Origin of the sequence: Rahnella sp. RFA10(1/100), assembly GCF_004195115.1 — a bacterium.
Classification (GTDB): domain Bacteria; phylum Pseudomonadota; class Gammaproteobacteria; order Enterobacterales; family Enterobacteriaceae; genus Rahnella; species Rahnella perminowiae.
In genome coordinates this window covers 1-15908 of record NZ_SEWR01000017.1, presented here as the reverse complement: position 1 = coordinate 15908, position 15908 = coordinate 1, and the positions used below count along the sequence as shown (strand labels likewise).

Annotated in this window: 4 protein-coding genes; 2 read left to right on the top strand and 2 right to left on the bottom strand. The window is 53.6% G+C overall.

The genetic code is table 11. From position 1 onward, the window contains the following. Nucleotides 1-238 precede the first annotated feature (238 nt). Entirely contained in the window at nt 239-643 is a 405-nt protein-coding gene (locus ETV65_RS24635; RefSeq protein WP_129955681.1) for a CidA/LrgA family protein, read from the top strand. Beyond that, entirely contained in the window at nt 636-1328 is a 693-nt protein-coding gene (locus tag ETV65_RS24630) for a CidB/LrgB family autolysis modulator (protein WP_129955680.1), read from the top strand. Before ETV65_RS24635 ends, ETV65_RS24630 begins: the two co-directional genes overlap by 8 nt. Before the next feature lie 67 nt (nt 1329-1395). Here ETV65_RS24630 and ETV65_RS24625 read toward each other — a convergent pair whose 3' ends face one another. Further along, nucleotides 1396-3555, bottom strand: coding sequence for a peptidase domain-containing ABC transporter (locus ETV65_RS24625; RefSeq protein WP_129955679.1), 2160 nt, complete (start codon nt 3553-3555; stop codon nt 1396-1398). Between the two features lie 50 nt (nt 3556-3605). Then, a complete protein-coding gene (locus tag ETV65_RS24620; RefSeq protein WP_276320349.1) occupies nt 3606-15905 on the bottom strand; it encodes an Ig-like domain-containing protein in 12300 nt (4099 codons plus the stop codon). Nucleotides 15906-15908 lie beyond the last annotated feature (3 nt).

The following is a 15908-nucleotide window of genomic DNA, read 5'->3' as shown; positions in this document are numbered from 1 at the left end:
CCATTAATACCCCACCCCAACCCTCCCTTTCGCAGGGGAGGGAGCTTTGCGGCTGTCGCTGTTGTACCTGGAACATAGTCAGCGAGCAGAGCGAGCAACCCGGATGTCCCCCCTATTTTCCCCGTTTACCAAACGTCATTTTGGAATACACTTCATTCCTAAATTTCATACTTCGTTTTGTGGCACAGATCACATCTTAATTGTATGATGAATACATTATTCAACTGGGTGAAACACCATGGGCACCTCAATCTCTCTGGCATTCCAATATATCCGGGCGTTTATTCTGATTTATCTCTGTTTATTCGCCGGGAATGCGATTTCATCTCTGTTACCGCTCACCATTCCCGGCAGCATCATCGGCATGCTGATCCTGTTTGGTCTGCTTTCCACACAAATTTTGCCGTTCAAATGGGTTAAACCGGGCTGCAATATTCTGATCCGCTATATGGCGTTGCTGTTCGTGCCTATCGGGGTCGGGGTCATGAATTATTATGCGCAACTGCGCACGCAGTTCGGGCCGCTGGTGGTGTCATGCCTGGTCAGTACCCTGGTGGTGTTGCTGGTTGTCGCCTATTGCTCCCACTATATCCATGGGGAACGCGGTGTGGTGACGGATAAAGGGGAGGATAAAAATGATTGATATTTTGTGGTCGCTGCCGCTGACGCTGGTGGTTTTTTTCGCCACCCGCAAATTAGCCACCAGGCTTAAAATGCCCCTGCTCAACCCGTTGCTGATGTCGATGGTGGTGATTATTCCGCTGTTGCTGATCACCCATATCCCTTACGCACGTTATTTCGCAGGCAGCAAGATCCTCAATGACCTGCTGCAACCCGCTGTCGTGGCGCTGGCTTTCCCGCTGTACGAACAGCTGCATCAGATCCGTGCCCGCTGGAAATCCATCATCAGCATCTGCTTTATCGGCAGCGTGGTAGCGATGGTGACGGGGACCGCGATTGCATTATGGATGGGTGCAACGCCAGAAATTGCCGCATCGGTATTACCGAAATCGGTCACCACACCGATTGCAATGGCCACCGCGCAGTCGATTAATGGCATTCCGGCCATCAGCGCCGTATGCGTGATTTTCGTCGGGATCCTCGGCGCGGTCTTTGGACACACGCTGTTGAATATTCTGAAGATCACCACCAAGGCCTCACGCGGACTGGCGATGGGCACAGCATCACATGCACTGGGCACCGCCCGTTGTGCAGAAATGGATTATCAGGAAGGCGCATTCAGCTCACTGGCGCTGGTGATTTGCGGGATTATTACTTCCCTGCTCGCACCTTTTCTGTTCCCCGTATTACTGGTCATATTTGGCTAAACAGTTTGGCGGCGGCTGTGTTTGCCCCTGTAAAATAAAATGCCCTGCCCGCAAGCAGGGCATTTTATTAACCTTCGTTCTTATCAGGTACGGGATTTCCCCCGGCAGCAGGCACACTGATGCGCACCGGCCGGGCTTTTTTAACCTCAGCGTTCGCCACCGGTGCCAGTAGCTTGTCAGGGCTACAATCGCGGATAACCTTTCCGTTCTTCATCACCAGTACACGATCAAAATACTTCAGCAGGTAACGTCGGTGAGTGACCATTAACAGCGTTTTTCCCGCAACAAAATGATCCAGATTGTCAAAAATTCGCTGTTCCGTTTGTTCATCCAGACAGGACGTCGGTTCATCCCACAAAAAAACTTTCGCATCACTGCTCAGGCTGCGTGCCAGCAGTAATTGCTGATTTTGTCCTGATGAAAGATTCTTCGCCATAAAACTGATGGGATAGCGTAATCCCATGGGATGTTGCAGCACGAAATTACAGTTTGTCACGCCCAGCGCCTGCACGGTTTTCTTACGATCTTCACCGCTCTTTAGGGCGAAGTTACTTTCCACCGAGCCTGTAAATAACGCATCGTGGGTGGTGATAACGCTGATGAAACGCGAGAAAAAATGCTGGGCAAGATGCCGGGTGTTGTAACCGTCGTACATGACGCTGCCTTGTAAAGGCATACTGAATCCTGAAAGCAGTGAGATCAGCGAACTTTTACCTGAACCGCATTCCCCGATAATGGCGACCCGCTGTCCGGCAGGAATATCCAGGGTAATGTTTTCAAGTATCACCGGCAGCTGAGGATCATACTGGTAGCTGGCCCCTTTCAGGTTAATATGCCCTTCACAATGTGAGAGTGATTGTAAGACCTCGCGGGGGGCTGTATTTTCAGGGACAAACATTTTCAGCAGATCGGTGATGGTTTTATTAGTGGTAAATATCGATAATAAAGTCGATGAAAAACCTGAAATAATACCCGACATACGCCCCGAAACGATGACGGAAGAAACAATCGCACCCGTGGTGATTTCCCCTTTCGTCACCAGGAAGAAGGCAAATAACATGAGCAGGATCTGGTTAAGGCTTGAGAGTGTGGATAACGCAGACTGATAATAAACGTTTACTTTGCGGATCTGTAAACTGAGCCAGGACTGCTGATCGGCATTATTAACCCAGTCCCGCATCAGGTTCCGGTTATTCAATGTGTGGATCATTCTTAATGCATAGAGTGTTTCCGTAATGAACATATTCCGGTTACTTTGGCCTTCTTTCACACGTTCCATCAGGACATTGGTGTAGCGGAAATTAACATAAGCCAGCCCCAGTGAAATCAGCATAATTGTGATCGGAATTAAAACCAACAGCCCCAGATTGATATAGATAACTATCACAAAGACAATAAATAAAGGTGCATCGGCCACGCGCTGAAAAACCGAGTTAAGTAGCACAGGTTTTATTTTTTGAAATTCAGTCCATAGAACAAATGCTGAAGACATAGACGTGTTTTTTTTATCGCCGTAAAGCAGCGCCTCGAGAAAGGAAACATCGATATCAATATCTTCCCTGCGGGAAACTATCGACTGATAAATGTCACGCGAGGATTTGAGCAGAAACTCAAAGATAATGAACACCAGCACGATGCCTGCCACTCCGAAGAGAGATGCGTTCGATGAGCCTGGCACGAGTTTGTCATAATAGAGATTACTGAAAACAGGAATTGTCAGCGCAAACATCGCCATAAACAATGAGGAGATAAAATATTTTGAGTAAAATATTTTATTATTTTTAAGGCCATTTTTTAAAATCTGGCTGATGCGAATGGAATCCACCACCTCACTGATCGGCTGCAATGAGAACGCCGACATCTGCTGGAGTGCAGAGCGTTCTATTTCAATCTGTCCAATATCATTTTGCATATTGACCAGTTTAAGTTTGTTATCGATACAACCAACACAAATGAGCCACTGCATTTCAGCCGTCAGCAGCAAAAGCGGCATGCTTTCATTAAGCAAATCATCTGGCTGGCTAAATTGCACTGCAGAAACTGACAACCCTAATGAAAGGAAATAATTTTTAATTTGTGTGTCATGTTCAACATCATCTTTATGATATTCGGTCAGTGATATTTCTTTATCACCTTCTCTTATTTCAATTTTAGCGCCATAGTTTCGCGCAATATACGTTAATGCACCGGACAGCCCTAAATCATACTGTTCAAATTCAGCTTTCATGGTTTGTTACTCAAAAAACCTCTGCTGTACCCACAGCAGAGGCATGTTAATTACGGGTGATCGACCTGCTGATCATCATGTGTCGTATTATCAATAGGTGTGATTGTCATTATTTCAGCACTCATGACTGCAGCAGCCTGATCATGACTTACTGAATCGTTTGTATCGCTTTCAGGTTCATCCTGCATCGTTGCCATGAGCAGAGCCGACGACGTATCGACGGTAACGCTGTACTCGATCTGTTGTGTGTTACCGGCCTTGTCCACAATGCCCAATTGCAGTGAGTGCGTACCATCGGCAATGTCACTCATCTGTAATGACCAGTCCCCTTGTTCATCCACCTGAATATGGATGGCTTCACCGCCATCAATGCTCGCCGATACCGTCGCCCCGGCTTCACCCTGTCCGGCAATGTCGAGCGTATGACTTTCACTGCGCCATTCATCAGGCTGATCGCCTTCATTGTTAACCAGCCGGGCGTCAAAAGTGTCAATCTGCGTATCGATAATAAAATCAAAAGGTTCGCTGTGGCTAACGTTGCCTGCTACATCGGTCGTTGTTATCACTAATTGATACTCACCGTCTGTCAGAGGCTCAGGTGGCGTAAAGCTCCACTCGCCGTCATCACTTTTAAGCGCATCATAGTTGTTACCATTAACGTTAACCGTCACGCTGTCGGCATCGGCATCAACGTCAGTCAAAATAAAGCCTGGCGTGTTGTCATTCACAATGTGATCACCGCCGGTATCGGATTCCATCGCTGCCACAGGCACCGAGAGCGACTGGTCAATCGTCAGTTCAGTCACGGTGGTCTGACTGTTGCCCGCATCATCCGTCACCGTGACCGTTACCGGCCAGGTGCCTTCTGGCAGCGCATCCGGCAACGTCAGGCTCCACCCGCCTTCTTCCCCCTGCACCGCGTTATAGGTCTGGCTGTTGATGGTCACGATAACCTGCGTAACATCCGCATCAATGTCCTGCAATATCAGTGTCGGCGTCGCGTTATTGGTGAGCATATCGCCCACGCTACCCGTGTCAGACATTCCGTCCAGCACCACCTCCGGTAATGACAGAGACTGATCAATCTCCAGTATCACTGTCGCAGACTGGCTGTTACCGGCGGCATCCGTTGCGGTGACCATGACGGACCAGCGGCCTTCCGGCAGCGGTTCGGTAAATGTCAGGCTCCAGATGCCCTGACCACTTTGTAGCGCGTTATAACTCTGTCCGTTTAGCGTGACCACAACCTGGGTGACATCACTTTCGATGTTTTGCAGCAACAGCGTCGGCATAGTGTTGCTGGTGATCATGTCGCCGATAATGCCACTGTCGGAGGCAATATCCAGCGTCAGGGCTGGCACCGCACGCATCTCATCAAAAGTCACGTCCGGGCTGATGTTACCCACCGCATCTTCAGCATGGAGGGTTACTTTCCCGCCATCAGGATAATTAAACACCGTGCTCCAGTTGCCGTTGCTGTCCGCCGTGACGCTGGCGATAACCTTCCCTGTTTCATCTTCAACCACTAACTTACTGCCCGCTTCAGCAGTCCCGGACATGACCCACAGACCACTGCCGTCAATAAAGGCCGAGGTATCAACCACCGGCACAGCCGGTGCCTGGGTATCAATGGTGACATCGTGACTGATGATTTGGGTATTGCCTGCGGGATCTTCAATTTTAAAGCTCAGGGAATAATTCCCGTCAGCCAGCGAGGTCGGCTCCATTGCCCATGTGCCATCGGCCGCAACCATCACGGAAGCAACCGCTACACCCGCCAGGAACACAGTCACCGTCGAGCCAGCCTCCCCGCGACCAAAGAAGGTGACGTTTTGGTTGTTCAGCGCCCATTTGTCAGCGATGGTGGATTTATTGTCTTCAACATTGACGCTGAATGCGTCAATGCGGGTATCAACAACAATCACCATGCTGGTTTCTTTCTCATTACCGGCTTTGTCGGTCGAATTGAATTTAATATTCAGTTCGCCATCCTGAAGCACCATTTTATTGATGCTGGCTGTCCAGTTGCCATCTTCCCCGACCCAGAACTGATTAACCGTTAACCCGTTCACCGTGATGCTCAGGTAACTTCCGGCTTCGGCCTTCCCGGTCAGGGTGGCGTTGGTGGTGATATCCGTCAGATAAGTCACGTCCCCAACGGTGATTGTCTCAACAGGCTGACCGTTGATCGTCGTCAACACGATTGGCGTATCATTGACGGTATCGATGGTGAAATTACGGGACTCGGTCGACGCCGTATTCCCTGCCGCATCTGTTATTTCAAAACGAATAGAATGCGAACCATCGTCCAGATCCGCCGGCACGGTATAGGTTGAATTGATCGAACCCGGCGTAATTGTTTCTACATACTCACCATCAATGTAGACCGATACTGGCTGGTTTTTTTCGCCGGTGATATTAAAGGTCGGCCGGGTAGAATCGGTATAATAGTCGTTGGCATAGTAACCCCCGTCGTTGGCCATTCCCTGGATTTGAATGTCTGTCTCGGTATCAATTGTCACCAGGATACGGGCTGACTCGGCGGTATTTCCCGCCACATCCTCTGCAATAACACGCACAGAGTATTCACCGTCATTCATGGTGCCGGGGTAGGCCCATGACCAGTTTCCGTCAGCGTCAGCGACTATGGTTGCTACCATCACTTCATCAACCAAGATATTGACTGTCGCGCCCGCTTCCGCCGTCCCGTGGAAGGCAGGCGGGTTAATATTGGTGATATTGTCGCCCTTCGATGCGGAGTTAGTCTCATCATTAAGCGAAATGGTGGGATAATCGGTATGGCTGTCCAGCGTCACCGGATAATCTTCACCCGCCACAACATTCCCTGCGATATCGGTCAGGGTAGCCGAAATAATATATTCACCGTCTTCCCCCAGCACGACCGGCATATTCCAGTTACCTTCGGCATCAACCGACGCACGGCCGATAACCGCACCGTTCACCCGTATCGTAACCGTTGAGTTAATTTCCCCGGTCCCGGTCAGTTCCAGAGCACGGGAATTAATCAGCTCCGGTGGCGCAGTCATCTCGAACCCGCTCACCGCAGTATCAATCACCACAACGGAGGTGGCACTGGTGACGGTGTTTCCTGCCGCATCGGTGGAGATAAACGTCACGTTGTAGTTGCCGTCCTCGCTTTCCGGCAAGGTATAACTGGCCAGCCCAGAGGCGTCAGCGACAACCGTGGCGACTTTCACCTCATTGACATAAATATCCACCGAAGCGCCCGGATCGGTCATGGCCGATAAGGTTGGCGTCTTATCGTTGGTCACCATATCACCGATATCGCCACTGTTGCTCTCACGGGCCAGCGCCACATCACTGATACTGTTATGCGTGTCACACTGAATAATAATGTCTTTTTGGACTTTGTTACCTGCACTGTCCTCAGCTACCGCAATGAACGTATTGGCCACTTCACTCAGTTCAACGCTGTAACTCCACTGTCCGTCGTCTCCCACCGTTAATGTGGTCAGTACCGAGCCATCCTTTCCGTAAAGAGTCAGCACCGCACCGGCCTCGGCCACCCCTTCCAGATTCACCGTGGTTTTATTGGTGATCAGGTCGGTTGAACTGCTGCCCGTATCGTCACTTTCCCGCAGAGTAAGGGTCAGCGGAGAGATATAGGAGTCCAGAATAAGGGGCGTCGGGTCGATCTGCATCGTATTTCCCGCCAGATCATTGACGGTAAAAGCAATCTCATGCGAACCGTCGTTGCCAATGACAGGAAGCCTGACCGACCAGGTTCCGTCACTGGACGTCGAAGTTTCAATGACAAATTTGCCATCAACATAAATTTTAATTTTCGCCCCAGGCTCGGATATCCCGCTTACCGTCGGGGTGTTGTCGCTGATATAGCCTTCATCGGTCATGCCGGAAATCGACCATTCCAAAGGTTCTACGTGCGTATCGACCACCAGATTTGCACTGTCTGAAAGCAGCGCTTCCTGACTGTTCGGGTCGATAATGCTTGCCTGCAGGCTGTAAGTGCCTTCAGCCATTACCGGCAGCTCATAGCTGTAACGACCTGTGGAGTCACTTTGTGCTGCGCCAACGACCACGCCATTGATATAAAGCGTGACTGTCACGCCCGGCAGGGTAATCCCCGTGATCACGGGCTTCGTATTATTGGTGATAAAATCACCCAGTGAGCCGCTGTCTGTATCATTGCTTAACATCACCGTCGGTGGATCAAGATCGACCACCGGAATAATGAAGCTAAAGGATGTTTCCGAGGAAATATTTCCGGCTTTATCTGTGGCCGTGACGGCAATCACGTGGTCCCCGGAAAGGAAGGAACTTGGCGGCGTCCAGGCCCAGGTCCCGTTTGCCGACACCGTGACACTGGCGACTGTCATGCCATCAATTTTAATCGACAGATTTGAGCCCGCCTCTGCCATGCCGCTGAATTCAGGTGCCAGCCCCAGCGCTTCATGGGAGTTATTGGCATCAGATTCCGTCAGCCCGAGAGTCGGCGTGGCAACCAGCGTATCAATGACAAAATTCATACTTTGTTCGGTCGAGTTACCGGCGACGTCAGTGGCCCGCACACTAATCGTATACTGCCCGTCAGCCAGATCAGCCGCAGTGAAACTCCAGCTACCGTCCGCATTCGCCTGCTGCTCAACGGTCTGCATGACCGTCCCGCTATTGTCTTTGATACTGATGACTATCTGCGCATGGCTTTCGGTGTTGCCTGAAAAAGTCGGGGACACATCCTTGGTCAGATGATCAGTGTATGAAACGCCGGTATCTGACGCCGGATCCATTTCCATCGACAAGGCGATCTGCGTATCTATCACGAAACTGATACTGTTTTCAGCCTGGTTACCCGCGTTGTCGGTCATGATGACCGTGGCGGTATACTCTCCATCCGGCAGGTTATTGGGGCGAACGGTCCACTGGTCAGCGCTATTCATGGTGGCGATGTAGCTCGTACCATTAATGTTCACCCTGATCGAATCAACATCATCCGGTACGTTGCTGATCACAAAGACAGGCTGAGGATCGTTGGTAATATTATCTGACGCAGAGCTACCTGAATCACTGTCCGTGCTCAGATCGATCACCGGCGTTGGAATTTGCGTATCAACCGTGAACGTCAGATCATCCGTCACATGGTTACCCGCAATATCAACCCATTCGACCTGCAGGGTATAGCTGCCATCGGCAAGGCTTTCTGCCGTATATATCCAGCGGCCATCCTGTTGCTCTACATTGACCGTAATACCGTTAAGCGTGGCCCTGACTGAAACCAGCGGTTCCGCTGCCGTAATTTCAAATCTCGGTGCGGTGACATTGGTCAGGTTATCGGTCACATTGCTGCCGGTATCATCGAGCAGCACCAGCCCCGGTGACTGCACGGTGGTATCGACGACAAAACTGTAGGTCGTTGAACTGGTATTGCCGGCTTTATCGGTGAAGCTGACCACGGCGGAATAGGTTCCGTCTGCCAGACTTTGCGGGACATCCCAGCCCCCCGCCTGCGGCTCGATTTGCCATGTTTCTCCGCCCAGCGTCACGCTGACCTGATAAATATCTCCAGGCATGTCGCTGATGATCAAACGAGGTTGCGCAACATTAGTGATGTTATCACCCTTATCACCACTGTTGTCGGCATCACTCAGCGAGACAACCGGTGAAGGGCAAACCGTATCGATAATGAAGTTTAACGAGCCTGAACGCGTATTACCGGCCTGATCTTCGATTCTTACTTCTGCCACATAGTTGCCATCACTCAGTGCATCGGCATCCGGGATCTGGCATACCCATGTTCCGTCCACGCGGCTTGCCGGATAAGATTTGCCATTGAGCAAGACCACCACGGACCAGACATCGCTATCCACGTTGGATATTTCAAATTTCGGCGTGGCATCATTTGTCAGATTGTCGTTAGTGAGGTAACCGCTGTCACTGATCAGATCAATCAGTGGCATATTCAGTGTCGTATCCACCGTAAAGTCGAGCGTAGTCTGGGCGGTATTACCGGCTCGATCGGTCACCGATACCACGATGTTGTGTACCCCATCAGTGAGCACCGGCGTAGTGAATAACCATTTACCTGAACTGTCTTTCAGAATGGACGTCTGCGTACCGTTATCTAACGCCACCAGAACGGTGGTGACATCTTCAGGCACCGCAATATCAAAGGTTGGCATATTCTGCGTTGTGCAGTTGTCATTATCTGAGCGACCGGTGTCATCACCGGCAGCAAAATCTACACTCACCGATGTTTGTGTATCGACGTTGAAGATGATGGAAGACTCTGCGGTATTACCGGCATTATCCGTCAGCTCCACCTCAAGGGTGTAGCTGCCATCCTGCAGCGAGGCTGGCGGCATAAAGCTCACCGGCGACAGTGACAGGTCGATCTCGTAACGTTGCCCGTCGAGGACTGCCACCATACTGTGCGCATCCGCAGGAATGCCCTGGAACAGAAAGACCGGCTGAGTATTACGGGTATAGTTATCCACGCTGCTGTTGCCTGAATCATCCTCATCACGTAAATCGATGGTGACCGGCATGAGCGTGGTATCTACAACAAAATCAACCTGCTGAGATGCCCTATTCCCTGCGGCATCAATGACCTGAACGTTGACCGCGTGCGCGCCATCTGAGAGTTCAGCCGGACAGGAGAAGATCCACTCGCCGTTAGTTTTGGTCAGTTCAACCGGCGTGGTGCCATCCAGAGAAACATAAACGTGTGAAACATCGTCAGAGACCTGAATAGTAAAATCAGGACGGGAATCGTACGTCAGGTGATCGTTGTCAGCGTAACCGGTGTCAGCAGACATCTGGATACTGTCGATTTGTACGTAATTATCAATGACAAAAGTCATCGACTCCGTACTCTGGTTACCCGCTCTATCAGTCACGATCGTGCTTAATGTATACGTACCTGCCGCGAGTTCCGGTGCGGTCCAGTGCCAGGCATCCTGCGGATCTTTGCTCACCTCATAGGTCGTGCCATTAAGCACTACCTGAACTTTGTAGACGTCTGCATCAATATTGGTGAAGGTGAATTCAGGGGATCGGTTATTGGTGAGGTGATCGGTCTGGCTGTCACCCGTATCCGATTGCTCATCCATTGTAATGATGGCTTTCGCGACCGTGGTGTCGACCGTAAAGGTAAAATCTTTGCTGCTGGTATTACCGGCACGGTCATGCAGATTGACGGACAGTGTGTAGGTTCCGTCATTTAGTACCTGGTCTGGTGTGAATGTCCAGTTTCCGGTCCCGTCTGCATAAATCTGGGTGGTTTTACCATTGAGAACAACGCTCATACCGGTGACGTCATCATCAATGTTTGTGATAACAAATCCCGGGCGATTTTTGCCCGTCAGATGGTCATTCGTATCATAACCGGTATCATCGCCGGTCACGAAAGAAACCACGGGTTGCGATAACTGGTTATCAAACGTAATGGTTTTAGTCGATGTTGTCTGGTTGCCCGCCACATCAGTCACATTGACTGTCAGGGTGTAATCTCCCGGGGTAGTCAATACCGGGGACGTGACTGACCATATCCCCGTGGCCGTTTGCGTGACATTGCAGGCAATGCCATTAATGGTTGCCGTCATGGTGACTACGTCGTCCGAGGTGGTGACGTTAAAATGCGGCTGTCCGGCATTGGTAATACTGTCGGTAGAAGAATCCCCTGTGTCGTTGAGCAATGTGATGTTGTCGATAGAGACTGAAGTATCAATAACGAAGCTGAACGAGGTGGTACGCTGATTACCCGCATTATCCGTGACAACCGCTAAAAGCTGGTATTCGCCGTCATCCAGTGCGACCGGAGGCATAAATACCCAGCTGCCATCGGACTGAGGTGTCACGGAATAACTGGCACCATTGAGACTTACGGTAATACCGAATACATCTTCCGGTACTCCTGTCAGGCTGAAGCGCGGGGTAGTCACATGCGTAATGTTATCGTCAACTGTACCGGAGTCGTCCTGATTCAGCATATCCACACCCAGCGGTTCAAGCGTGGTATCCACAGCAAAAATCTGGTCCCTCTGCGCGGTGTTTCCGGCCTTATCCGTTACCGTGACCTGCAGTGTATGCTCGCCATCGCTTAACCCGTCAGGCAGATTGATAACCCAGCCGCCTTCACTGTAGGTAGCCTGGATTGCTGCACCACCATCGACTGATACCGCCACGGTTTGTGCATCTGCCGGGGCGGAAAGGGTAAATGTCGGGCCGGTGACATTCGTCAGCCAGTCATTGAGTACACCGGTGTCATCATTGAGTGCAATACCCTCAACGCTTGTCACGGTATCAATCTGCAGCGGCGTGGTAATGATTTTTTCATTACCCGCATCATCCGTCACCGTTAACTGCACGGTATACGAGCCATCTGCCAGTGCTTCAGGCAGCGTGAAAGTACCCGCGCCCTGTGAAATGGTCACAGGCCAGCTTTTGCCATTAAGCGATATCACCACGCTGACCACATCCGCATCAATATTGCCAATAGCGAACGTCGGGCGGGTATTATTCGTCAGGTTATCCGTATTACTGAAACCGGAATCATCTTCACTGTTAAGGGCCAACGTTGGCACTGACAGCTGGCTGTCGATGGTGAAATCCAGTGAGTTGGCGCTGCTGTTACCGGCCAGATCAGTGACCGTCACTGACAGGCTATGGTTACCGTCCCCGAGCGCGGATGGCACCGTAAAGTGCCACTGCCCGGCGGCATCCTGCACCGCCGCCTGTGCTACACCGCCGTCCACGTTGACCATCACCGTCGCGGTGTCGCTGTCGGTAACAATCGCAAAGCCCGGCGTGGTGTCGTTGGTCTGGTTATCCCCTGATGTACCGGTATCATCACTTAGCGTAATGACCGGTGCATTAATCGCCGTATCGACGGTCATATTCAGTGCCACGGAAGTGGCGGTATTACCTGCATTGTCAGTTACCCGCACCTGCACACTGTAATCGCCGTCTGCCAGTACCGGGGCGGTAAAGCCCCAGAGGCCGCCCTCTTTGGTCGCCGGATAGGCCGTGCCGTTGATCAGAACTTCTGCGGTCACCACGTCGGCATCGATACTGCTCAACACAAAGGCCGGGGTGGTATCGCGGGTAATATTATCTGTCGAATACCTGCCACTGTCGGATGCTTCAGCCAGATCAATCACGGGGACGGTCAGTTGGGTATCCACCGTAAAGCTGACCGGGCTGGATGCCGTATTGCCTGCGACATCGGTAATCACTGCGGTTGCCGTATAAACACCGTCTGCCAGAGAAACCGGCAGCGTAAAACTGTTCCCGTTGCTGAGATCAATGATGTATTCAGCCCCGTTACTGAGCACCAGTGTCAGGCTGGCCATATCTGCCGCAATATTACTGAAGGTAAACGTCGGGGTGGCATCATGTGTCACGCCGTCGCTGTTGCTGGCACCTGTATCAGACCCGGCGTTTAGTACAAGCGTGACCGGTGCAACAGCGGTATCCACCGTCATGTTAAGCGCCCCGGAAGTCGCCACGTTGCCCGCGTCGTCGGTGACCTGCACCTGCACGCTGTGCTCACCGTCCGCCAGCTCCGGCGCGGTAAAACTCCAGACACCGGCTGTCTGCGTGGCCGGGTAGGCCGTGCCGTCGATCAGCACGCTGACCGCCACCGCGTCCGCGTCGATGTTGCTCAGGGTAAACGCCGGGGTAGTGTTGTTGGTGATGTTGTCGGTGGTGCTGGCACCGGTATCTGAACCATCATTCAGATCGATAACCGGCAGGCTCAGCGTGGTGTCGACGGTAAAGGCAAACGCCTCGCCGGCAATGCTGTTGCCCGCAATATCCGTCACCGTGACTACCAGGTTGTGCTCACCGTCACCGAGTGCGGATGGCACCGTAAAGTGCCACTGTCCGGCCGCGTCCCGCACCGCCGCCTGCGCCGCGCCGCCGTCCACGCTGACCGTGACCGTCACCACATCACTGTCGGTCGCGATCGCAAAGCCCGGCGTGGTGTCATTGGTCTGGTTGTCGCCCGCCGTGCCGGTGTCGTCGCTCAGCGTGATAACCGGGGCAGAAATGGTCGTATCAACCGTGATATCCAGCGCCGCCGAGGTCGCGGTATTGCCCGCGTCGTCGGTCACCCGCACCTGCACGTTGTAGTCACCGTCCGTCAGTTCCGGCGCGGTAAAGCTCCAGACATCGCCCTCTTTTGTCGCCGGGTAGGCGGTGCCGTTGATCAGCACCTCGACCGTCACCGCGTCCGCGTCAACGTTGCTCAGGGTAAAGGCCGGGGTAGTGTTATTGGTAATGTTATCGGTCATATCCGCGCCGCTGTCGGACGCATCGGTCAGATCGATAACCGGCACGCTCAGCGTGGTGTCCACGGTAAAGGCGAATGCCTCCCCGGAAATGCTGTTACCGGCTGTATCCGTCACCGTCACCACCAGATTGTGTTCGCCGTCAGCGAGGGCGGCAGGCACCGCAAAGTGCCACTGCCCGACCGCGTCCTGCACCGCCGCCTGCGCCGCACCGCCGTCCACGCTGACCGTCACCACCACCACGTCCGCGTCGGTAACAATCGCAAAGCCCGGCGTGGTGTCGTTGGTCTGGTTATCGCCCGCCACGCCGGTGTCGTCGCTCAGGGTAATCAGCGGCGCGGATATGGCGGTGTCCACCGTCACGTCCAGCGCCCCGGAGGTCGCGACGTTGCCCGCGTCGTCGGTCACCCGCACCTGCACAGCATAGTTGCCGTCGGCGAGTTCCGGGGCGGTAAAACCCCAGATCCCGCCGGTCTGCGTGGCCGGATATACGGTGCCGTTGATCAGCACCTCGACCGTCACCGCGTCCGCGTCAACGTTGCTCAGGGTAAAAGCCGGGGTGGCGTTGTTGGTAATGTTGTCGGTGGTGCTCGCACCGGTATCTGAACCGTCATTCAGATCGATAACCGGCACGCTCAGCGTCGTGTCCACGGTAAAGGCGAATGCCTCACCGGACGTGCGGTTACCGGCAGTATCCGTCACCGTCACCACCAGGTTGTGTTCGCCGTCAGCGAGGGCGGCAGACACCGCAAAGTGCCACTGTCCGGCGCTGTCCCGCACCGCCGCCTGCGCCGCGCCGCCGTCAATGCTGACCAGCACCGTCACCACGTCCGCGTCGGTCGCGATCGCAAAGCCCGGCGTGGTGTCATTGGTCTGGTTATCCCCCGCCACGCCGGTGTCGTCGCTCAGGGTAATCAGCGGTGCGGATATGGCGGTGTCCACCGTCACGTCAAGCGCCCCGGAGGTCGCGACGTTGCCCGCGTCGTCGGTGACCCGCACCTGTACGTTGTAGTCACCGTCGGCGAGTGCCGGCGCGGTGAAGCTCCAGACATCGCCCTCTTTGGTGGCCGGATACACGGTGCCGTTGATCAGCACCTCGACCGTCACCGCGTCCGCGTCAATCTGGCTCAGGGTAAAGGCCGGGGTAGTGTTATTGGTGATGTTGTCGGTCATATCCGCGCCGCTGTCGGACGCATCGGTCAGATCGATAACCGGCAGGCTCAGCGTGGTGTCCACGGTAAAGGCGAATGCCTCACCGGACGTACTGTTACCGGCAGTATCCGTCACCGTCACCACCAGGTTATGTTCGCCGTCAGCGAGGGCCGCCGGCACAGTAAAGTGCCACTGTCCGGCCGCGTCCTGCACCGCCGCCTGCGCCGCGCCGCCGTCCACGCTGACCGTGACCGTCACCACATCACTGTCGGTCGCGATCGCAAAGCCCGGGGTGGTGTCATTGGTCTGGTTGTCGCCCGCCACGCCGGTGTCGTCGCTCAGGGTGACCCCCGGCGCAGATATGGCGGTGTCCACCGTCACGTCAAGCGCCCCGGAAGTGGCCACGTTGCCCGCGTCGTCGGTCACCCGCACCTGCACAGCATAGTCACCGTCGGTCAGTTCCGGCGCGGTAAAGCTCCATATCCCGCCGGTCTGCGTGGCCGGATACACGGTGCCGTTGATCAGCACCTCGACCGTCACCGCGTCCGCGTCAATCTGGCTCAGGGTAAAGGCCGGGGTAGTGTTATTGGTGATGTTGTCGGTCATATCCGCGCCGCTGTCGGACGCATCGGTCAGGTTGATAACCGGCAGGCTCAGCGTGGTGTCCACGGTAAAGGCGAATGCCTCACCGGACGTACTGTTACCGGCAGTATCCGTCACCGTCACCACCAGATTGTGTTCGCCGTCAGCGAGGGCCGACGGTACAGTAAAGTGCCACTGTCCGGCGCTGTCCTGTACCGCCGCCTGCGCCGCGCCGCCGTCAATGCTGACCGTGACCGTTACCACATCACTGTCGGTCGCGATCGCAAAGCCCGGCGTGGTGTCATTGGTCTGATTATCGCCCGCCACGCC